This window comes from Mucilaginibacter sp. UYCu711 (assembly GCF_050433825.1).
Taxonomy (GTDB): domain Bacteria; phylum Bacteroidota; class Bacteroidia; order Sphingobacteriales; family Sphingobacteriaceae; genus Mucilaginibacter.
On the sequence record NZ_JBNPWM010000001.1, the window covers coordinates 140,695 to 162,082 of the forward strand.

Genomic DNA, 21,388 nt, shown 5'->3' on the forward strand with positions numbered 1-21,388 from the left:
ATTTAATACCTGGGTCTTGAGTACCGGAACAAATAATAAACGCATAGCTACATACCTTGCTACAGGTATTATTTTAGCTTTATTATGCTCTTTTTTTAAAGTACAGGCACAACAAAGTAATCAGACGGTAGTAAATGGCGCAAATACTGCAGCCGTCAACTTCGGTTCGGGATGCACGTATAACTGGACCAACAGCAATCCAACTATAGGGCTGGCGGCCAGTGGCACAGGCGATATTGCAGCCTTTAAAGCAATTAATAATACCAATAGCCCAATAACAGCTACCATAACGGCCACCCCGGATATATCTGGATTTGCTTATATAGCCTGTTACGGAACTGCATTAGGCGGATATATAGATGTAATTAATACTACTACCGATGTAAAAGTACGTACCATACCTATAAACGCGTATCCGCAAGGGATAACAGTAAGTAAAAACGGTGATGTGGTATACACTACCAATCAAAACGCTGGTAAGAATATAAAAATACTTACAGAGACAAATACGGTGAGTCCATATACTGCAACAGGCTACGGCATAGCTTTGGCTCCGGACGAAAATACCTATTATTACACCAGTGGTAGCGGTAGTTCGCTATTTGCAGTTAATACAATTACAAATAATACGGCTATAATTAATGTTGGCAATAACCCTTACGGCGTAGCAGTAAACAGTGACGGTAGCCGCGTGTACGTTGCAAATAATGGCTCAAATACGGTTTCGGTTGTTAATACGGTAAATAATTCGGTTGCAACTATCCCGATAGGTTTGGGCTTTAAACCCTATGGTATAGCGATAGCAAAAACCCCTAACGAAGAATTAGTTTATGTAACTAATTCCGGAAACAACACAGTTACCGTATTTAAGGGTTCTAATAATGGGTTATTAGCGGTTATCCCTGTAGGTACGCAGCCAGTTGGTGTTGCCTCAAGCCCGGATGGGGCTTTCGTGTATGTTACTAATAAAGGAGATAATACCGTATCAGTAATAAATACAACAGCCAATACCGTGACAAAAACTATTACCGTTGGTAGTAATCCCGTTGGGGTATCTGTAACCCCTGACGGCAAGAAAGTATACGTCGCCAATAGCGGCTCGTCGACTGTGTCCGTAATAAATACAGCAACTAATGTCCTGTCTGTAAATGTGGATGTATACAATAAGCCCGAATCATTTGGCAATTTTATTCCAAAAGGCGATTGTCAGGCAGTTACATTCACAATAACAGTAAACCCTACACCAACAACTGCTACAATTACCACTAATGGTTCTTTATCGGCATTAAATACGGTATATGGTACACCATCAACAGCGGCTACATTTACGGTATCGGGAACTACTTTAACAGCAGGCATTTTAGTTACCCCACCGTCCGGCTTTGAAGTAAGTATTGATGATATTACATTTGGTAATACAATTACAATACCTGTGGGCCCTGGCGGTAAAGTTTCGGCCGTAACAGTTTTTATAAGATTGAAAGCAAATGCAGGGGCAGGTACCTATTTTGGTGATGTGGTGCTTAGCACCCCCGGGGCCTTAAATGCTACAATAGCAACAAACAGCAGCTCGATAGCTAAAGCCCAATTAAATATAACGGCCACTAATGCCAATAAACCCTATGGGACGCCATTGACAGTTGTTACCGGCTCAACTAATTTTACATGGTCGGGCCTTCAAAATGGCGAAACAATTGGTAGTGTAACGCTAACTTATGGTGCCGGCGGATCGCTTAATGCCGCGTTGGGTACTTATCCGGGCTCAATAACACCGTCTGCCCCTACCGACGGTACTTTTTTGGTTGGTAACTATACGGTTAATCCATTTGCGGGAGATCTTACAGTGAATAAAGCACCGTTAATAATAACTGCTGATAATAAAACAAGAGACTTTGGGGCGCCTGACCCTATATTTACAGTTACTTATAGCGGCTTTGCAAGTAACGAGGGTGCAGCACAATTAACAACGCAGCCTGTAGCAACAACAACGGCCACTATTAATTCATTACCCGGGCAGTATGCTATTACAGTTACCGGCGCATCGGCCATTAATTATACAATTACTTATGTGCCGGGTATTTTTACCATTAACCCGGTAGTACAGCCTATTACGGTACCAAATGCATTTACACCTAATAATGACGGCATAAATGATACCTGGGAAATTAAATACTTAGCCTCGTCCTATCCCAACTGTACGGTTGAGGTGTTTAACCGTTATAACGAGCGGGTATATTTTTCAAATGGTTATGCTGTAGCCTGGAACGGAGAATATATGGGTACTAATTTACCTTTTGGTACTTATTATTATGTTATAAATACCCATACTAATATTAAATCTTTTGCAGGGTATTTAACTATTATCAGGTAAAATAATACCTGCCTTCTGCGATTAATTTGTTAAATTTAACTGTTTTATGTACAGTTAGATTTGGTACATTTATCACCCAATTAGCCTTGAAATCAACTATCTGCCATACCGTACCCTCTTATGTAATAAGCAAGTTGTTTATTATTGGGACTGCTTTGTTGTTTTTTTTGGTCCCGCAAAAACTAACGGCGCAAACAAATATCAAAGTTAATGTTAATAATGGCGATGTCGTAAACCTTGTGCCGCTACCGCCTGCAGGATGTTATACCTGGACCAATGATAATACGACAATGGGCTTGCCGGCAAGTGGGGTAGGTAATATTCCCTCATTTACGGCTAAAAACAAAGGGACCGCGCCTATAATCGTAACAATTACGGCTACAACTAAACCACTAAATCAATATGCTTATATAGGTACAACAGAAGTACAAACCTTGTCGGTAGTTAACCTGGTAACCAATGTGGAAGAAGCCACCATCCCCATAAATTCTGAAGTTTGGGGTATAGCAATAAGCCCGGACGATAGATATGTTTATATAAGCAGTGCTAAACAAATTATAGGGACTGTTGTAAATAATGTTATATCTAAATTTGACACCCAGACCCGGACGGTAGTAGCAACATACCCCGTATTTTCGCCGCAATTAAAAGTAAGCCCTGATGGTAAAACATTATATGTTGCCGGCGGATTAATACTTGAAACAAAAAACTTAACCAAAATAGGGACGTTCAAAACCGCGAATTTTAGCGCTTCTTTAGCTTTAAGCCCCGATGGAACTAAGATTTATACCACTAATTCTGTTTATGATATCCCAACCCAAACTTTAACAACAATAAACACCGGGGGTAACTATGACCTGGTAATAAGCCCTGATGGTAAAAAATTATATATATCTGGTAATAGCCCGACAGCAATGTTTGTATATGATATAAGTACAAATACCAATCATAAAATTATTACCGGCCAACCCAGTGCCAATATAGCTATCAGCCCGGATGGCAGCAGGATCTATGTAGATAATTATATAACCGGTGATGTACTAGTGATAGATGCCGCTACTGAACAAGTTGTAAAAACTCTTGTAACGGGTTTTAAACATAAGGGAATTTCTGTTGGTTTAAGTGGTGATCGATTAGTTTGTATAGATGAACACGGAGGAAGTGCTATTTACAGTACAACTGATTATAGCCTGGTAAAAAGATTTGAAGCGCTTAATTATATTGGTTTTGCTACAAATACGTATGGCAAATTTACTACTACCGGCTCTTGTTATGCTCCAAATGTAACTTATACCATAACCGTGTACCCGGAGCCGGCTATTATAAATACCAGCGGTACGTTAAGCGCCATGACCACAACTTATGGTACGCCATCATCACCACCAAATAGTTTTACTGTTTCAGGTGCTGACCTTGATGGGGGTATCCTTGTACAGCCGCCCGCCGGCTTTGAAGTAAGTACCGACCAGGTAACCTATAAAGATGATCTGACTATACCTGCCGCAGGTACAATTGTATCTAACACCACTGTATATGTCAGGCTTAAAGGCACTGCGCCGGTAAAAAGCTATGGTGGTAATGTGGTTTTAAGTTCTGCCGCCACTACGGTTAACGTAGCTATCCCAACAAGCACCATCAATAAGGCGCCATTGACTGTCAGCTCAAAACCTATAAAAAAGACATACGGATCTGTATTATCCGGTTCAATCACTACTGCAAATGTATTGGCACCAGGATTGAAAAATAATGAAACAATAGGCAGCATATCCATAACCTACGGAAGCGGCGGTAAAGCAACAGACCCGGTATCTATTTATGTAGATGCTGTAAAAGTAGCAGCTGCAACGGGTGGTACCTATACACCCTCAAACTATCTGACACCAACATACGTTAACGGTAATTTGGAGGTTATCGGTGCGCCCTTAACTATAACAGCTGATGATAAGGAAAGATTTTATGGTGATATTAACCCGGTATTCACTTTTAAATACAGTGGGTTTGTAAATAATGAAGGTGTGGCGCAACTAACAACTTTACCGGTTGGCAATAGCGCAGGACCAACCGCTGCGATAGGGAAGTACCCTATAACAATTAGTGGTGCCGTCGCCCCTAATTATACTTTAAATTATGTGCCCGGCGCACTCACGGTTAAATCTACCTTAGTTACAGTAAATACCGCTTTTACGCCCAATGATGACGGCATAAACGATACCTGGGAAATAAATAAGATCGGTCAATATAATAACTGCACTGTAGAAGTTTTAAACCGTTATGGCGAAAAAGTATTTTATTCTATTGGTTACCCAGTAGCCTGGAACGGAAAGCGTGCCGGTGCAAACTTACCTACGGGTACTTATTATTATATTATAAAGTTAAACAGCAGTATGAAGCCCCTTACAGGTTATTTAGCTATTATACGTTAATGCTATTATAATGAGTTTATTACCAGTTCAATATCAATTGAATTTAATAACTTAGGGGGTACCAATTATATCCTGAATATACCCCTATGTGTAGTGCCTGTAAACGCGTAATAAATTATTTGCTTTTTGCGGCTGCGTTGTCATGTCTTCTTTTTATACCCGCAAATGTTAATGCGCAGGTTAACCAGGTGGTAAATGCTGGAGCTAATACTGCCCCGGTTACTTTTCCCGCCACTGATTGTGTTTATAAATGGTTAAACAGTGATCCATCAATAGGTTTGCCGGCTAAAGGCACCGGCGATATAGCCTCCTTTATTGCTAAGAACAGTGGCTATGCGCCGGTTACCGCAACTATCAACGCCAGGATAATACCTGCTTTTGGCTACCAAACCGTTGGTACTACAACCTATGCTGTAGATTTGACAGATGATACACAAGTTGCCGCAATACCAGTAGCTAACGCCAGCCTGCAGGGCACAAGCCCCGATGGCAGTGCGGTATACTTTATGAGCGGTACAGATAACCATACCTTGTATAAAGTTGATGGAAGAAATAATAAGCTATTAGCTACTATCCCGGTAAGTGCAGGTTTTTACAATACCTTTCAGTACTCAAATATAAACGGTTTGTTGTTTAACCCCAACGGGCAGAAAATATATACTTATAGCGCTCAGGCCAGGGCAGTAGTGGTTATTAACACAGTAACAAATGCGGTAGAGAACATGATTAGTTTACCCCCCGGACCAAGTTATAACCCGCTTATCAAAATGAGTCCTGACGGCACCCGGATCTACCTGGTAAGTGGTGATTCCTCAAACCAATCTTTTTTAACCATTGTAAATACAGTAACAAATAGCGTAGCCTCAAATACTAATTTGGCAATAAGGGCAGGCCAGATATTTTTAACTGAGGATGGAACTAAATTATTCATATCCAGCAGTACTGCAGGTAGTAACCAGGTTTTAACGTCGTACGATACAATTACAGGTAATGTAGCCGATATCCCCATGCCTGCAGGGATGACGTTTATGGCTATAAGCCTTGATGGCCAGAAAGTATATTTTCATCAAAATTCGATAGTAGATTATGGCTATCCTATTCATATTTTGGATATTAAAACCAGTAACGTAACTCCTGCAAACCTGGGTTTTTTGTATAACGCGAGTATTATGCTTAATCCAAACGGCGCGTATGTATATTTCACCGAGCATGCAACAGGTACTATAAAAGTGTTCTCCACAACAACTGACGCTCTTGTAGAAACAATTAAGCAGTCTGCCCAGGTTGGTATTAATGTAACGAACCAGCAACAACAGCTAAATTTTGACGGTAGCCTGCTATACCAGACTATGCAGGTGTCTATAGGCAATATCGAAAGGCGCGCTTATTTGCAAGTGATAGATACTAAAACTAATAAGGTTATAGATTCAATCCCTCAGTCTGCCCCTGTTAACCCGCTTATTTTATCAAGGGGGGCTGATCCATGTACCGGCAACCCGGTTACTTTTACTATAACAGTAAACCCGCCACCGCCGGTAATTACTGCTACCGGCACATTAGCAAACGTTGATGCAGTTTATGGTACTGCGGAAGCATCAACAAGTTTTATGGTATCAGGTACAAATTTACCTGCCGGTATCCTGGTAACCCCGCCCGCAGCTTATGAAGTAAGTATAGACGGAATAGCATATAGCAGCAACTTAACCGTTGGATTGCCCGGTAAAGTTTTGCCTACCAAGGTTTACGTACGTTTAAAGCTGACGACCCGGGTAGGTAGTTATTCGGGCAATGTCGCATTAAGTAGCGGCACAGCCAACGCAACTGTGCCAACGGTTTTAAGTGCCGTAAAGCGTGCGCCATTAGTTATTACGGCCCCTATTACAAAAAAATATGGTCAGGTTTTAAATGACGCGGGGCGTTCAACAGTGTTTACTGCCGTTGGCTTAAAAAACAATGAAACAATAGGTGGTATAACCATACATTACAGTGCCGGGGCTGCTGCAAATGATGCTGTTGGTACCTATACAGGTGCAGTAACTGCATCTGCAGCTGCAAATGGTACATTTTCATCGGCAAATTATACAATTGCCTATCCGCAAAGCGATGTAATTGTGGAGGCAGCACCCTTAACTATAACTGCCGATGATAAGGAAAGAAATTATGGTGAAGCCAACCCGGTACTTACTTTTAAATACAGCGGGTTTGTAAATAATGAAAGTACGGCACAATTAACCAGCCTGCCGGTAATTAGCACAGCCGCGGTACTTACATCACCGGCAGGGCAATATCCAATTACAATAAGCGGCGCTGCAGCACTCAATTATACATTTAATTATGTGCCCGCTACATTTACAATTAAATTAACACCAGTTACCATAACCACAGCTTTTACACCTAATGGCGATGGGATTAATGATACATGGGATCTGAAAGCTATTGGTCAGTACCCTGGCTGTACTGTCGAGGTTATGAATCGTTACGGTTATAAGGTCTTCTATTCTACCGGCTACCCCAACGCGTGGGATGGAAGAAGCAACGGAGCAAATTTGCCTGTAGGGACGTACTATTATATTATAAAGCTAACCAGTGATATTAAACCACTTACTGGATATCTCACTATTATCAGGTAGCGGGTTAAAATAATTAAAAATATGTTGCGACAACTATATAGCATATATGTCAGAAAAGCTATATTCGTTAATTAATTATCATTTTTTATAATAATTAAGTTATAAACCTGTTTTATTATTCTTGTAATGAATGCAATTACAACCAATTATACCTGTGCGTAAAATATGTGGCGTAAATTTTTGATGAAGAAATATTTATATATATTGGTGTTTTTTGCTTTTATTATACAGGCATCGAAGGCGCAGCAATTACCACAGTATACGCAATATGTATTTAATAATTACCTCTTAAACCCGGCTGTTACGGGTATTGAAAACTATACTGATGTTAAATTAGGTTATCGCAGCCAATGGACGGGCCTGAATGGTGCCCCGGTAACCAGTTTTTTGACAGTAAATACACCAATAGGAAATAATTTTATAAATGGCGATGCTACAGCTTTTCCCGGTGGAGGAGGAACAAACCCATCAAGCCGGTTATATACACAAAACTATATGGCCTCAGAGCCTCATCATGGCATAGGCTTTACATTGGTAACCGATAAAGCAGGCCCGATAACACAAACTAATGTAGCGGCAACATATGCGTACCATCTTGGTTTGGCACCAAAGCTAAATTTGTCTGTCGGGGTAGCCGCCGGGTTTAACCGCATTAGCTTAAATACATCAGAAATCACATTAGGCACAGCCCTTGATCCGGCCATTGCAAATGGTGATAACAGCCAATGGAAACCAGATTTGGGGATAGGAGCATGGTTATACTCTGGCGATTATTATTTTGGCGTATCTGTACAACAGCTATTAAAGCAAAACCTTTATTTCAGCACTACCAATACCGCTGTTGATGTTAGTAAAACCGTGCCTCATTATTTTTTAACCGCGGGTACAAAACTTTATATGTCTGACGATATCACCTTATTGCCTTCTGTTTTAATAAAACAAATCCAACCGGTACCATTAACTTATGATGTTAATCTGAAAGCCTCTTTCCAGGATAAATTCTGGTTGGGTGGTTCATATCGCCATAACGATTCATTTGGCATACTGGCAGGTTTTAACTTAAGCTCGTTCATTAATGTTGGTTACTCTTATGATATAACCACATCATCCTTAAACACGGTAAGTAACGGTACGCATGAAATAGTGATAGGTTTGTTGCTTAATAACAGGTATAAGGTTACTTGCCCGCAGCACGGGTTTTAGCCCCTTTGGGGAGAGATTAGAGATTGGTTAATTAGTGATTAGAAAGATCTTAACCATAAGTTAGCAAAAAGGCGATCAGGTTTGAAACCTATATCGCCTTTCTATTTTTTTTATAAAGCCTAATCACGAATTACCAACTACAGCTCCTTCCTCAATCTTGCTACCGGGATATTCATTTGCTCACGGTATTTGGCTACTGTACGGCGGGCTATGTTATAGCCGGCGTCTTTTAATATTTCGGTCAATTTTTCGTCGGCCAGTGGGTGGCGCTTGTCTTCTTTACCTATATGTTCTTCAAGGATCTTTTTAACCTCTTTGTTTGATACTTCTTCGCCGCTATCGGTTTGGATGGCTTCAGAAAAGAAAGATTTTAACAGGAAGGTGCCATGTTCCGTTTGTACATATTTTGAGTTAGCTACCCGCGATACGGTTGAAATATCCATGCCGATTTTATCGGCAATATCTTTCAATATCATTGGTTTTAAACTCTTATCGTCGCCGGTTAAAAAGAAATCGTATTGGTAATGCATTATAGCATTCATAGTTTTTAGCAAAGTTTGCTGGCGCTGTTTTATAGCATCAATAAACCACTTGGCCGAGTCTAACTTTTGCTTAACAAATTGTACAGCTTCTTTTAGTTTTTTATCTTTTTGCGACGACTTATCATAATGCTGAAACATTTCCTGGTAAGAGCGGCTCACCCGTAGTTCGGGGGCGTTTTTTGAGTTAAGCGTGAGTATCAGCACGCCGTCGCTATTCTTGATATGAAAATCAGGAATAACCTGCATTTGTTTGCTGTTTACTTCGTTTGAGTCGCCCGGTTTTGGGTTAAGTTTTAAAATTTCATTAACCACACCCCGCAGCTCAACCGATGTCATGTTTAATGATTTCTCCAGCTTATCATAATGCTTGCGGGTAAACTCATCTAAATAATGCTCAACAACTAAAATCGCTTTATTAATTATAGCGTCGGAAATATCTTTGCGGCGTAATTGTATTAATAAACATTCCTGCAGGCTGCGTGCCCCAACTCCCGGGGGATCAAAGCTTTGTATCAGCTTCAACATATCTTCAACTTCCTCGTCCTCGGCCATTACGTTTTGCGAGAAAGCCAAATCATCAGTAAGCGATGTTATCGGCCTGCGCAGGTAGCCGTCATCATCCAGGCTGCCAATTATCTGATTGGCTATCTTAAAGTCTTTGTCAGACATAGGCAGCATATCCAACTGCGATTGCAATAGCTCGAAAAACGAACTTTGTACCGCAAAAGGTATTTCTTTACGGTCCTCCTCATCATCGCCATTTTGGTCATAGCGCGATCCGTATTCGTTTACATTATCTTCCTGCAGGTAATCGTCAATGTTAAATTCATCCATCTCGCCACGCTCTTCATCACTGGTAAAGTTGTCGTCATCCGGGTCGCGGTCAGGGTATTGTTCTTCGGGTTCGTTAAGGTTTGTTAAGCTCAGGTCTTCCAACGCGGGGTTCTCTTCCAGTTCTTCTTTTATACGTGTATCTAAAGATACAGTAGGCACTTGCAACAATTTTATAAATTGTATTTGTTGCGGCGACAGCTTTTGTAGTAGCTTTTGTTGAAGGTTCTGTTTTAACATAATAAGAGAAGGCAAATCTACATCAAATTACCTATAACTTTAAATCTTGTTTGAAATCAAAATCGATTTAACAGTAAATGACTAAAAACAATATTTGTTTGGATGACGTGATAATTTTATGATAACTTTATAAATATAATTTGTAAAAATATGGCTATTGTAAAAGAATTTAAAGAGTTTGCCATGCGCGGCAACGTAGTTGATCTGGCGGTTGCCGTTGTAATAGGTGGGGCATTTGGTAAAATTGTCAGCTCGTTGGTAGATGATATTATTACCCCAGCTATACTTACTCCTGCGCTAAAAGCTGCACACTTAACTAACCTGGCCGAACTGGTGATACCCGGCACCGGTATTAAATATGGCAATTTTTTGTCGCAGGTTATTTCATTTATAATAGTAGCTATAGCGCTGTTTTTAATTGTAAAAGCAATAAATGTTACTAAAAAGAAGGAGGAAGCAGCACCGCCAGTGCCACCGGAACCAAGTAAGGAAGAGATTTTGCTTACCGAAATACGCGATTTGCTGGCAAAGAAATAGTCGTTTTGCCCGTTAATGAGCGTTATTGATTTTCAAACAATTAATTATCAACAACGGGCTGTTAACTTTTTTTCAAAATGTATGTTTGAAAAATTAAATAATTACAGTACATTTGCGCTCTTGTTTTAAAAAAACAAATAGAATAAAAAATCATGAAAAGAACGTTCCAGCCTTCTCAAAGAAAAAGAAGAAATAAACACGGTTTCCGTGAGCGCATGTCTACTGCTAACGGTAGAAGAATATTAGCAGCAAGAAGAGCTAAAGGCAGAAAAAAACTATCTGTATCTAGCGAAGGCCGCCATAAAGCATAGATTGTAGGTTACTGCTCTGTTCCCAGGGTTTGAACCTGTTGTGTTTAATTACGGTTCATAATTAGTAACTATGTACACCTTTACAAAAGAAGAACGGTTATGTAATAAAAGGCTTATTGATGAGCTTTTTCATAGCGGTTCTTCTTTTTTATGTTATCCCTTTAAAGCTTCCTGGCTTTTAATGACAGAGCCTCAGCAGGTTCCTGCACAAATTGTTTTTTCGGTTTCTAAAAAACGCTATAAGCGGGCAGTTGACCGTAACCTGATCAAAAGGCGCATGCGCGAAGCTTACAGGCTAAGCAAGCAACAGCAATTATATGAGCAGTTAAATAATACCGATAAGCGGATAATACTTTCTGTAGGCTATATTGGTAAAGAAATAGCCCCTTATGAGCTTATTGAAAAAAAAATTCTCAAGCTTTTAACGCAACTTAATACCGAAATTGCTAAATGAGAGCCGTTGCAGCTATATTTAAAGCCCTTATAGGCGCTTTTTTTGTGTTGCTGATAAGAATATATCAATACTTTATTTCGCCGCTTACAGGCGCCTCATGCCGTTATACGCCCACTTGTTCGCAATATGGGGTAGAGGCTATAAAAAAGCATGGTGCTTTTAAAGGCGGGTGGCTAACTTTAAAGCGTATTGCCAGTTGCAACCCGTGGGGTGGCCATGGCCATGACCCAGTACCGTAATTAGCGATGAGTTATAAGTTTATTAGTACTCAAACCCAATACTCAAAACAGAATATGATTATACTTCAAATTGAAACTGCTACTACTGTATGCTCTGTCGCCCTGGCCAGAGATGGGGCAGTTATAGCCTTTAAGCAGTTGGACGAGCGCAATATCCACGCAGAAATAATAACACTTTTTATCGATGAGCTGATTAACGCTGCGGGTTTGAAATATAGTGATATAGATGCTGTGGCAGTAAGCAGTGGCCCGGGATCGTATACAGGATTGCGCATAGGCGTATCAACAGCTAAAGGCTTGTGTTTTGCTTTGGATAAACCACTTATTGCAGTAGAAACTTTAGCTGCAATGGCGCAGGGAATAATTAATGAAGGTGATATTGATGCCAATACCCTGCTTTGTCCTATGATTGACGCGAGACGTATGGAAGTTTACACGGCGTTATTTGACGTTAACGGCGGGATTATAAAACCCACGTCTGCAGAAATTATTGATGAAAATAGCTTTAAGGGGCGGTTGCAAAATAATAAAATATTGTTTTTTGGGGATGGCGCAGAGAAATGCCGCGAAGTGTTGAGTGCTAACCCTAATGCACAATTTGTAACTGGTTTTGCTAATTCAGCCACGCACCTTACCAAAAAGGCTGCTGAAAAATTTATCGCTGCTGATTTTGAAGAAGTAGCTTACTTTGAACCTTACTATCTAAAGGATTTTTTAGTTACCCAAAAAAAGGCTTAATAGTTTTTATCTTTTTTGCCAAAGATACTATCCCATATTTTACCCACGAAACCTTTATCCCCATTAGGTATTGAGCTCGAGTTTAACCGGCGCTCAATCAACGATCCGAATTTAAAGGATACTCCTATATAAAAATCCATACCCGTAAAACCTCCCTGGTTTACAAGAACCTGTGTTTGATCGGGATCCGTGGCAGAGTGTATCGCATTGCCTAATAGTTGCCCTGTTTGGAAAACGCGTTCGCTGCCAATAAAAAACTCAGAGTTGTCTTTTTTAACCATGAACTGTACGCCCAAATTAAACAATTTCAGGTCATTATATGAGGCTGTAACCGTTCCGATGAAATTATTGTGTTGTATTGGCGCAACTAAAGCTGCTGTAAATCCGGGATAAAAAACTTCTTTTGAGCCTATAATAGTTGGCGAAAATGTAAAGTTATGATCTCCCCCAATCCAGTAAGTTTTATTGATACTTAGTTCAAGCAAACCATTGGTTGGCGAAGTAAAACCTTTTTTAACCTGGCTGCCTGTGGTTAGGCTATCTAACCCGTTGGTAATAATTTTTTCACGCTCACTGCTTGAAAAGTCGGTGAGGACTTTGGAGCCTTCAAAATTAGAAATTAACGATTTACTGCTCCAGTGTATAAAACCAAGATCTTTAAGATTGAGTTGCCATTTATAACCGCTTTCATCGCGGTATGAAGTACCTATACTTATCGCGGCACCAGGATTTCTAAACGATGGTAATATTTTTTTAGCATTCGATTGCCCTTCAGCGCTGCTGGCATAAGTTGTACCCTGTAAAGATAATGTAGCGGCATCATTAGTCTGATCAAGCGATATACTTGACTGATAAATATTAACTTTTCCGTAACTAAGACCTGATAATGCACTAAACTTTGCACCAAATGCAAATTGCTTTGTAAGCTGCTCGCGATAGGTGAATGAAATCTGATGATAGGCCTGGTAAAAAAACTGATCATTAAATATATTAGTATAATTTGCATTGTTTAACCGTTTAAACCCATTAAACAGTGCAATGGATTCATCTGTAGCCACACCACGAGCTTCGGCTTTTGTACTAAATGAAAAGCCAGCTTCCTGGTCACCGTCTTCGCTGGCAAACAATTTAAACATAATAAAATATGAATTTGCATTCAGATTTATGCGGTTATATGCCCCCTTGCCTATTTCTAAATTAGCCGTATTATAATATGACTCGAATGCCCTGGTTTTTAATGCTGCCTGGCCATTGCCAGCTACATAAAAGTTGGTGCTAAAGTTTGGGATAAAAAAGTTGAAGGCAAATTGCTTAGTGGTGTCCGGGATAAAAGCCCTTTGAGCAGGGTTTTCGAATGAATCATATAATGAGCCGGTATTGTATTGCGCAAATTGTTGCCCAAAAACCTTAACGCTGACCAGGAAAAAACACCATACTAATAAACCTTTCTTCATTTAATTACGGTAACAGGGGGAATAACTTTCTAAAGATAAAATTTCAAAATCTATTATTAGTAAAATAAATTTATTAATTGTTTTTGTTTTATTCCGGGTTATCGGGCTGGTTAAGATTCATGCAAAAACTGGTGTAGAAATTTTTGTCGGCAGCAATTAACTGGTATGACGCGGCGTAGAAATTTTTCCAACCTGTTTCATTGGTTTCAAAATCATGGTAAAAAGTATCACCAAGGTCCCGCTTTAATATGGATTGTGCATTTTTAAAGTTAATGTACCAGGCAACATTGCTTCGCTCGGCCACCAAATTATTAAATTGGCTATATTGTTGTATTTTGCTCTGATATTTATGGTTAATATACGTGTCGCTATAGCTTTTCAATTCAGACTCGCTATTGGCTAATATCAAGTAATTGTCAACTATCATAAACCATGGGTGATTAAACAAACTAAAGGCATCGCCTAACAGAAAAAAAGGCAGCTTGTTGTAATTAAACTGGCCAATCTCATCGGTTGTCATTCTGCTTATATTCTTTAGTACCGGTTTAAAGGCCGGTCCATCTGTTAAGGCTATAATGGCATACTTTTCCATATAACGCGTGGTAATAACCGCAAACTCATTGCTTAATACCTGGTTAAACTCTGTTATTAAACTAATGCCGGTCTCGGTTTTAACTTTTTTAAATATCGAGTCCTTTTCATGCTGAAGTTTTGCCCTGATATGCCAGTCGGACAAGTTGATTTTAAATTTCTTGGGATCAGAAACGGCAAAACTTAAACTATAAGCAGTAGTTGATGGGAAAATATCTTTAAGCTGGTTTACAACCGGCTGCTGGTTAGCAAATAAATTTAAATATCCGGCAGGTTGATCGCGCTCAATGTTTGAGAAGCCTGTAAATAGTAAGGCATCATTTTTAAAATTCAAATTCAATGCGGCTAATGCCGGCAGCAGCTTAAAGCTTTTAAAAATATCAGTATTCTTGTTTTTAAACAACGCCTCAAATAAAGGATTTAACTGGTTGTAATTAATATAAAGATTAGCCAGCGAATTTGAGTTTTGCTGATCGGGCAATTTTAAAAATTGTTTTTTGTCTTTATTTGGTATGTAACGCGCGCTCTGACCTATCAGCTCTTTTGAGAAACTTCCTGTAAATATGCCGCGGTCTTTATTAATAAAGTAAAATCGTTTTTTAAGAGAGCCGGAATAGATGGTATATCCTTTTTTTCCGTCAATATTAACAGGGGTCACTAATACCCCTTTGTTTGACTGCCCGGTTAGTTTATCAAAAACTTCAGGCTTAAAGCCTTTTGCAGCTGCTATGGTTATTAGTAATGCTATTGTATGATCTTTTAATGGGTGTAATGAGATAAAAGTGTTTTGCCCTGTAAAGAACTTTTGAAGTGCCCGGTTCCCCAATACCTGCGAACGTAAAGTGTCTAATTCATTAACCTGTTGTTTGCCAATAACGGCTGCAAACAGTTTGTTGCCTTTAAAAATATCGTAAAATCCATCATCGTTATTAAACTCAAAAACCAGTGCCGTGTTATCAGGAATGGTACTCATAGTTTGGCTGGTATGCAGCCCGGTAGTGTTTAAGTTTTCAAAATAGACAACTGTTATAGCTATGGCAGCCATAAACAAAATTATTGTGATAATAATAAGTCGTCTCATCGTAATAGTTTACGCTGCAAGTTAGATTTTTACAGCCATGCATTCAAGTAATACTTTCAATTGGTTAACTTAGCCTTTTAAATTTTCATGAACAGATCAATAATAATTACTGCTGCAATATTTGGTATGGTGGCCGTTATAGCCGGCGCGTTTGGTGCGCATGGGTTAAAAGCCTTAATTACACCATCGCAATTAGAGGTATGGCATACCGCCGTCGAATATAATTTTTACCACGTTTTTGCCTTACTGTTCCTGTCAACTATAGCCAAAAATGGTAGTGGGTGGATAAAAGCCAGCTTTTATTTGTTTGTTATGGGGATAATATTATTTTCAGGATCATTATACTTATTGGCCTGCCGCGATTTGTTGCATATTGGAAGCGTAAAAGTAATAGGCCCTATAACGCCTTTAGGCGGTTTGTTATTTATAATTGGTTGGCTGTCACTTGCCATTGCAGCTGCGAAGGGTAAATAATTATGCTTGAATTTACCGAAGGCCCATATACCGAACGAAAAACACTTTTCGTCGAAGTGATTTTACCGCTGGCTATTGCTAAGAATTATACCTACAGGGTACCTTTCGAGCTAAATAATATAATAGCTATTGGCAAGCGGGTGGTGGTGCAATTTGGTAAGAGCAAACTTTATACTGCGATTGTTTCGGCTATAACTGAAAACCCGCCTGAAAAATACGAAGCCAAATATTTACTGGAGATATTAGACGACCGCCCGGTTGTAACTCCAAAACAACTGCAGTTTTGGAAATGGCTGGGCGAATACTATATGTGTAACGATGGCGAAGTGATGAACGCCGCTTTACCATCAGCCTTAAAATTAGCCAGCGAAACAAAGATCGGGCTTAATAAAGAATTTGAATACGATAAGGCTATGCTTCACGACAAAGAGTTTTTAATTGTAGAAGCGCTTGAGATCCAGCCTGAACTTACCATAAGCGACATTGCCAAACTGTTAAGTCAGAAAAAAGTGATGCCTATACTGAAGGCACTGTTCGAGAAAAACATCATCAACATATCTGAAGAAGTAAGCGATGGTTACAAACCACGTAGACGTACTTTTTTAACCCTTAACCCGGCTTACCAGGCACAGGATAGTTTGAAAGATCTGTTCGCTATACTTGAAAAGCGTGCACCTAAACAGGCCGATGCTGTACTGGCTTATATTAAGCTGGCACGTCACCAAAAAACCATATCAAAAAACGAATTGATAGAAGAGAGCGGCGCCGGCGCATCAAGCATTAATTCGTTAATTGAAAAAGAGGTTTTTGTTGCCGAGGAAAAAAATGTTAGCCGTTTGTTTTTTGAGGAAGAGGACCTGGATGCAAATTTTGAACTAAGCACCCAACAGCAGGAAGCATTCGCCGCTATAAAACAACAGTTTGAGCAAAAGGATGTGATTTTACTGCATGGGGTAACCTCATCAGGCAAAACACAGATCTATATAAGGCTGATAGAGCAGATGATTGCGCAGGGTAAGCAGGTACTTTACCTGTTGCCCGAAATAGCGCTCACAACCCACGTAATAGAGCGCCTGCGCCAATACTTTGGTGCCAGTATAGGTGTTTATCATTCGCGTTTTAATGATAACGAACGGGTGGAGGTCTGGCAGAAGGTTTTGAATAATGAATACAAAGTTGTGTTAGGCGCAAGGTCATCAGTATTCCTGCCATTTGCCGGCCTGGGATTGATAATAGTTGATGAGGAGCATGAAACATCCTATAAACAGTTTGATCCGGCACCACGCTATAATGCCCGCGACGCGGCTATATTCCTGGCTAATATGCACCAGGGTAAAGTATTGCTGGGGTCGGCAACGCCGTCATTCGAAACTTATTTTAATGCCCGTACCCATAAATATGGCTTTGCCGAACTGACAGAACGTTACGGCGGCATAGAAATGCCGATAATAGAGGTAGTAAGCATTGCCGAAGAAACGAAGAAGAAAACCATACAGTCGCATTTTACTAGTGTGCTGATGGCTGATATTGAGACCGCGCTGGCTAATAAAGAGCAGGTAATATTGTTTCAAAACCGCCGCGGCTATGCGCCTGTTTTATTATGTAAGATCTGTGCTTATACACCCAAATGTATTAACTGCGATGTGAGCCTTACTTATCACAAACACACAGGTAAACTGCATTGCCATTATTGCGGTTATAAAGAAGACACACCTTCTATCTGCCCGGCATGTGGATCGACGCATTTAGAATACCGGGGTTTTGGTACCGAGAAGATAGAAGATGAACTAAGCTTATTATTACCCGCCGCACGCATAGCACGTATGGACCTGGATACCACACGTTCACGCAACTCTTTACAAAACATACTGAATGATCTGGAGGAGAAAAAGATAGATATACTGGTAGGTACACAAATGGTAGCCAAAGGGCTTGATTTTGCCGGTGTAACGGTAATAGGCGTTATTAGTGCAGATAGTTTGTTAAAATTCCCCGACTACCGTGCTAACGAACGCAGCTACCAGATGCTGGCACAAGTAAGCGGCAGGGCCGGCCGCAGGGGGAAACAAGGTAAGGTAGTGATACAAACTTACGACCCTGCTCATCGGGTTATTAAACAGGTTATAGACAATAATTACGCCGAGCTTTATTTTACCGAAATGGAAGAACGTAAGGCTTTTCATTACCCGCCGTTCTATCGTATCATCAACCTTGATATCAAACATAAAAATCCAGAGATATTGCATAACCAGGCAACTTACCTGGGCAACCAGTTACGTAGCCATTTTGGCGAAGAAAGGGTTGTTGGTCCGCAGGTGCCGTTGGTAAGCCGTATTCGTAATTATTATATCCAATCTATTATGCTAAAGTTTGAGAAGGATGGCGTATCTATCAACAAAGTAAAAGCCACTATAAGGGATGTGATAACCCAGTTTCAAACCACTAAACTAAGTAAAGGCAGTATAGTACAGCCGGATGTGGATCCGTATTAATTACCTGCTTTCAATAGTCTTTATAAATATTTGGTTGTATTTTAAATTGGCGGCAATACCACATTGGTATTTGCTATCAAGCAGGTTATAAGACACTTTTACTTTAAGATCAGCCTTTTTATAAGTATCAGGTAAATTGGTAGGGTGATAGTAAGTGGTATCTATCTTTACCATCCAGCCACAGCCATCACTTGTCACCGGGCCTATGTCTACTATTGTAGCATCTTTTTTTACCAGTTGTGTATCTTTCCGTTTGATGTCGATCAGCTTAATTTCTGGCAAACCTTTACCCCATCCGCATATAAATTTTGTGTCTAAAAGGCGGTAACGGATAATCACTTTTACGCCGTTTTCTTTAAATTCGTTAGAAAGGTTGGTAGCATGGTATTCTTTAGTTGTATCAACCCGGACAAACCAGTCGCAGCCATCAAGAGCAACAGAACCAGAATCATATATTTTTGCTTCGACTGTAAATATGCCGTCGTCTTTTTTACAAAGTGAGAATGTAAAGACGATCAATAATGCGATGATCAATAATAAGGCGGAGATTAAAGTCTTGTTCATAGGTTTTAAGATTAGTGGCTGCTGTAGTTGTTTTTATTTGATGAAACGATATTGTGAAAATTTCGCTACATGCACATTGATTTATTTTTAATCGGTTCGCAATCAGGCATACTCAAAATATTTGTTTTCGCGGTGGCTTATCATCATAAATACAACTCTGTTTTTGTATAACTTTACCCGTATAATGGCATACAAATACATAGATAATTACCGCGAGCAGGGAGCAAGGAAAAAACTGGTAGAAGAGTTAAGGAAGAAAGGCATTGAGGACACGCAGGTGCTGGCCGCCATTGGTAAAGTAACGCGTCACTATTTTTTTGATGAGACATTTTGGAACCAGGCCTACAAGGATATCGCTTTCCCGATAGGCGAGGGACAAACCATTTCGCAACCCTACACCGTAGCTTACCAAACCGAATTACTTCACATAAAAAAAGGTGATAAAGTATTGGAGATTGGTACGGGTTCCGGCTATCAATGCTGCGTATTGTTAGAAATGGGCGCTAAAGTTTATACTATTGAACGACAAGAAAAACTATATGAACGTACCCGCCGGGTATTGCCACTAATGGGCTATAAGCCACGTTTCTTTTTAGGCGATGGCTCAAAAGGCATCGCCAGTCATGAGCCTTACGATAAGATAATTGTAACAGCCGGCGCACCCACAGTGCCCGAAATACTATTAGGCCAGCTGAATATTGGCGGTACGCTTGTTATCCCGGTAGGGGACGAGAATACGCAAAAAATGGTAACGATACTAAAAACCGGGGAGCATGATTATGAAAAGCATGTGCTGGATACTTTTAGATTTGTGCCGTTGGTTGGGGATAAGGCTTGGTAACTAAACCCATATAAGTTACAAGACAAATCATGTTTTGATTTCATGGTAGGCTTTGCAAGCCAATTTAAGTTTATCATAAAATTATATATATGAAGAAGTTATACATTTTTCTGTCTGGTGCTGTTGCTTTAGTAATTTTAAGTTTATTTTCTTTTAAAGCTACTGCTGCCGAGAAGATAACAATCACCACCTCGCCGCAAACCGCGCGTATTTATGTAGACGGTATCCAGATGGGTACCGGAAAGACTGTAATAAAGGTTGAGAAAAATTCATGTGTAACCGTAGAAGTGAAAATGGAAGGCTATGTACAGGAAACGCGAAATTACTGTAACAAAAAGGGTATGGCCGATCCCCCTAAATCAGATTATATACAATTACAGGAAGATGAATCTTTTACTTCTTCTATCGAGTCAAACATCGCCAATACAGAAATACAGGTAAACGTAAAAAACGGGAAGACAAAAGAAGAGGCCTGGAAACAAATTATGAGCACGGTACTGGATAAATTTGATGTGTTAGAAAATAGTGATGAAAAGGTTGGCTACTTAAGGACTTCATGGGTGGGGATTTCTTTCAAATCCAACACGATAAGGATAAGGCTCATTATTAAACAGTCTTCAGAGACCCCGCTAATTTACCGGGTAAAATTTGTATCAGAATCATCGGGCCGCAGTAGTACGCCTTATAACGCCGATGAGCAGTATAGGCCATTTAATCGTATTTTAAAAAAGTATGATGGCTTTTTGGATGAGTTAACAACCAGACTGAAAAATTAAGTGCCGTAGTAAATAAGGCTACTTATTTACACCTAAAACAATATAATATGGACTGAGCCTGATGAATTATCTCTTCATGGCCCGGTCCATTTCAACTTTAGTATCACGCTCTTTAAGGGTTTCGCGTTTATCAAAGGTCTTTTTGCCCTGGGCCAATCCAATCTCCAGCTTTGCAAAGCCGCGATCGCTGATAAACATTGCAAGCGGAATAATAGTCAATCCTTTTTCTTCGCCGCGGGTTTGAAGTTTCTTTAATTCTTTTTTGTTGAGTAACAGTATACGGTCACGCTTAGCTTCGTGGTTATAGAATGATCCGAAAGAGTATTCGGCTATATGCAGGTTGCGTACATAAAGTTGCTCATTAATAAACGTGCAAAAAGCGTCATTAATGTTTGCCTTTCCCTGGCGGATAGATTTGATCTCGGTACCCAACAGCTTTATCCCGGCGGTATATTTGTCCAGGATGATATATTCAAAATAGGCCTTTTTATTCTTTATGTATATTTTATCGTCACTCATAACTTCGTCGCTGCAAACTTAAAGAAATTAGTGATTAGTTAATTAGTGATTAAACATTAGTTGGAAACATATGCTAA

At 39.8% G+C, this 21,388-nt stretch carries 18 protein-coding genes; 13 read left to right on the top strand and 5 right to left on the bottom strand.

All coding sequences use genetic code 11. The annotated features are described in order from the left end of the window. Positions 1-16 precede the first annotated feature (16 nt). The 4 genes from ABIB50_RS00650 to ABIB50_RS00665 all read left to right on the top strand — a co-directional run bounded on the left by ABIB50_RS00650 (position 17) and on the right by ABIB50_RS00665 (position 8,627). The gene (locus ABIB50_RS00650) at positions 17-2,371 is read left to right on the top strand and encodes an MBG domain-containing protein (protein WP_429376365.1); all 2,355 of its coding nucleotides are present in this window, start codon (positions 17-19) and stop codon (positions 2,369-2,371) included. A gap of 86 nt (positions 2,372-2,457) precedes the next feature. Beyond that, positions 2,458-4,794: a gliding motility-associated C-terminal domain-containing protein gene (locus ABIB50_RS00655; RefSeq protein ID WP_429376367.1), complete on the top strand. Its 2,337-nt coding sequence runs from the start codon at positions 2,458-2,460 to the stop codon at positions 4,792-4,794. Positions 4,795-4,880: 86 nt separating this feature from the next. Beyond that, entirely contained in the window at positions 4,881-7,424 is a 2,544-nt protein-coding gene (locus tag ABIB50_RS00660; protein WP_429376369.1) for an MBG domain-containing protein, read from the top strand. A gap of 183 nt (positions 7,425-7,607) precedes the next feature. Then, positions 7,608-8,627, top strand: a complete 1,020-nt coding sequence (locus tag ABIB50_RS00665; RefSeq protein ID WP_429376371.1) for a PorP/SprF family type IX secretion system membrane protein — start codon at positions 7,608-7,610, stop codon at positions 8,625-8,627. A 137-nt stretch (positions 8,628-8,764) separates the two neighbouring features. Here ABIB50_RS00665 and rpoN read toward each other — a convergent pair whose 3' ends face one another. Continuing rightward, complete coding sequence (rpoN, locus tag ABIB50_RS00670; RefSeq protein ID WP_429376373.1) at positions 8,765-10,240, bottom strand: RNA polymerase factor sigma-54; 1,476 nt, start codon at positions 10,238-10,240, stop codon at positions 8,765-8,767. A 150-nt stretch (positions 10,241-10,390) separates the two neighbouring features. Between rpoN and mscL the strand changes: the two genes are divergently transcribed. The 5 genes from mscL (at position 10,391) to tsaB (ending at position 12,519) form a co-directional block, all read left to right on the top strand. Beyond that, positions 10,391-10,777, top strand: a complete 387-nt coding sequence (gene mscL, locus ABIB50_RS00675; RefSeq protein WP_429376375.1) for a large-conductance mechanosensitive channel protein MscL — start codon at positions 10,391-10,393, stop codon at positions 10,775-10,777. 152 nt (positions 10,778-10,929) lie between these two features. Then, the gene (rpmH, locus tag ABIB50_RS00680) at positions 10,930-11,088 is read left to right on the top strand and encodes a 50S ribosomal protein L34 (protein WP_175268754.1); all 159 of its coding nucleotides are present in this window, start codon (positions 10,930-10,932) and stop codon (positions 11,086-11,088) included. 70 nt (positions 11,089-11,158) lie between these two features. Next, complete coding sequence (rnpA, locus tag ABIB50_RS00685) at positions 11,159-11,542, top strand: ribonuclease P protein component (protein WP_429376377.1); 384 nt, start codon at positions 11,159-11,161, stop codon at positions 11,540-11,542. Beyond that, entirely contained in the window at positions 11,539-11,781 is a 243-nt protein-coding gene (yidD, locus tag ABIB50_RS00690) for a membrane protein insertion efficiency factor YidD (RefSeq protein ID WP_429376379.1), read from the top strand. The genes rnpA and yidD overlap by 4 nt, the downstream gene beginning before the upstream one ends. Positions 11,782-11,835: 54 nt before the next feature. Continuing rightward, positions 11,836-12,519: a tRNA (adenosine(37)-N6)-threonylcarbamoyltransferase complex dimerization subunit type 1 TsaB gene (gene tsaB / locus ABIB50_RS00695; protein ID WP_429376381.1), complete on the top strand. Its 684-nt coding sequence runs from the start codon at positions 11,836-11,838 to the stop codon at positions 12,517-12,519. Here tsaB and ABIB50_RS00700 read toward each other — a convergent pair. Further along, positions 12,516-13,973, bottom strand: a complete 1,458-nt coding sequence (locus ABIB50_RS00700; protein WP_429376383.1) for a DUF5723 family protein — start codon at positions 13,971-13,973, stop codon at positions 12,516-12,518. The genes tsaB and ABIB50_RS00700 overlap by 4 nt on opposite strands. Before the next feature lie 88 nt (positions 13,974-14,061). Then, positions 14,062-15,609 carry a hypothetical protein gene (locus tag ABIB50_RS00705; protein ID WP_429376385.1) on the bottom strand — a complete coding sequence of 516 codons (1,548 nt, stop codon included), beginning with the start codon at positions 15,607-15,609 and terminating at the stop codon, positions 14,062-14,064. A 123-nt stretch (positions 15,610-15,732) separates the two neighbouring features. Between ABIB50_RS00705 and ABIB50_RS00710 the strand changes: the two genes are divergently transcribed. Both ABIB50_RS00710 and priA read left to right on the top strand, forming a co-directional pair. Continuing rightward, positions 15,733-16,119, top strand: coding sequence for a DUF423 domain-containing protein (locus ABIB50_RS00710; protein ID WP_429376387.1), 387 nt, complete (start codon positions 15,733-15,735; stop codon positions 16,117-16,119). A 2-nt stretch (positions 16,120-16,121) separates the two neighbouring features. Beyond that, on the top strand, positions 16,122-18,611 hold the full coding sequence (gene priA, locus ABIB50_RS00715) for a replication restart helicase PriA (protein ID WP_429376389.1): 2,490 nt from the start codon (positions 16,122-16,124) through the stop codon (positions 18,609-18,611). Here the strand turns inward: priA and ABIB50_RS00720 are convergent, their stop codons facing one another. Further along, entirely contained in the window at positions 18,612-19,175 is a 564-nt protein-coding gene (locus tag ABIB50_RS00720) for a hypothetical protein (RefSeq protein ID WP_429376390.1), read from the bottom strand. A gap of 184 nt (positions 19,176-19,359) precedes the next feature. On the opposite strand from ABIB50_RS00720, the gene ABIB50_RS00725 reads away from it, so the two are divergent. Both ABIB50_RS00725 and ABIB50_RS00730 read left to right on the top strand, forming a co-directional pair. Then, positions 19,360-20,016 (top strand): protein-L-isoaspartate(D-aspartate) O-methyltransferase, encoded by a 657-nt coding sequence (locus tag ABIB50_RS00725; protein ID WP_429376391.1) that lies wholly within the window; start codon positions 19,360-19,362, stop codon positions 20,014-20,016. An 89-nt stretch (positions 20,017-20,105) separates the two neighbouring features. After that, positions 20,106-20,792: a PEGA domain-containing protein gene (locus tag ABIB50_RS00730; protein ID WP_429376393.1), complete on the top strand. Its 687-nt coding sequence runs from the start codon at positions 20,106-20,108 to the stop codon at positions 20,790-20,792. 66 nt (positions 20,793-20,858) lie between these two features. Here the strand turns inward: ABIB50_RS00730 and smpB are convergent, their stop codons facing one another. Next, positions 20,859-21,311 (bottom strand): SsrA-binding protein SmpB, encoded by a 453-nt coding sequence (gene smpB, locus ABIB50_RS00735; RefSeq protein WP_429376394.1) that lies wholly within the window; start codon positions 21,309-21,311, stop codon positions 20,859-20,861. Positions 21,312-21,388: the final 77 nt, after the last annotated feature.

Bases quoted from the DNA above. Each gene is read 5' to 3' on its own strand.
- ABIB50_RS00660 (WP_429376369.1), top strand. From the start codon at position 4,881: ATGTGTAGTGCCTGTAAACGCGTAATAAATTATTTGCTTTTTGCGGCT.
- ABIB50_RS00665 (WP_429376371.1), top strand. From the start codon at position 7,608: ATGAAGAAATATTTATATATATTGGTGTTTTTTGCTTTTATTATACAG.
- rpoN (WP_429376373.1), bottom strand. From the start codon at position 10,240: ATGTTAAAACAGAACCTTCAACAAAAGCTACTACAAAAGCTGTCGCCG.
- mscL (WP_429376375.1), top strand. From the start codon at position 10,391: ATGGCTATTGTAAAAGAATTTAAAGAGTTTGCCATGCGCGGCAACGTA.
- rpmH (WP_175268754.1), top strand. From the start codon at position 10,930: ATGAAAAGAACGTTCCAGCCTTCTCAAAGAAAAAGAAGAAATAAACAC.
- rnpA (WP_429376377.1), top strand. From the start codon at position 11,159: ATGTACACCTTTACAAAAGAAGAACGGTTATGTAATAAAAGGCTTATT.
- yidD (WP_429376379.1), top strand. From the start codon at position 11,539: ATGAGAGCCGTTGCAGCTATATTTAAAGCCCTTATAGGCGCTTTTTTT.
- tsaB (WP_429376381.1), top strand. From the start codon at position 11,836: ATGATTATACTTCAAATTGAAACTGCTACTACTGTATGCTCTGTCGCC.
- ABIB50_RS00700 (WP_429376383.1), bottom strand. From the start codon at position 13,973: ATGAAGAAAGGTTTATTAGTATGGTGTTTTTTCCTGGTCAGCGTTAAG.
- ABIB50_RS00705 (WP_429376385.1), bottom strand. From the start codon at position 15,609: ATGGCTGCCATAGCTATAACAGTTGTCTATTTTGAAAACTTAAACACT.
- ABIB50_RS00710 (WP_429376387.1), top strand. From the start codon at position 15,733: ATGAACAGATCAATAATAATTACTGCTGCAATATTTGGTATGGTGGCC.
- priA (WP_429376389.1), top strand. From the start codon at position 16,122: ATGCTTGAATTTACCGAAGGCCCATATACCGAACGAAAAACACTTTTC.
- ABIB50_RS00720 (WP_429376390.1), bottom strand. From the start codon at position 19,175: ATGAACAAGACTTTAATCTCCGCCTTATTATTGATCATCGCATTATTG.
- ABIB50_RS00725 (WP_429376391.1), top strand. From the start codon at position 19,360: ATGGCATACAAATACATAGATAATTACCGCGAGCAGGGAGCAAGGAAA.
- ABIB50_RS00730 (WP_429376393.1), top strand. From the start codon at position 20,106: ATGAAGAAGTTATACATTTTTCTGTCTGGTGCTGTTGCTTTAGTAATT.
- smpB (WP_429376394.1), bottom strand. From the start codon at position 21,311: ATGAGTGACGATAAAATATACATAAAGAATAAAAAGGCCTATTTTGAA.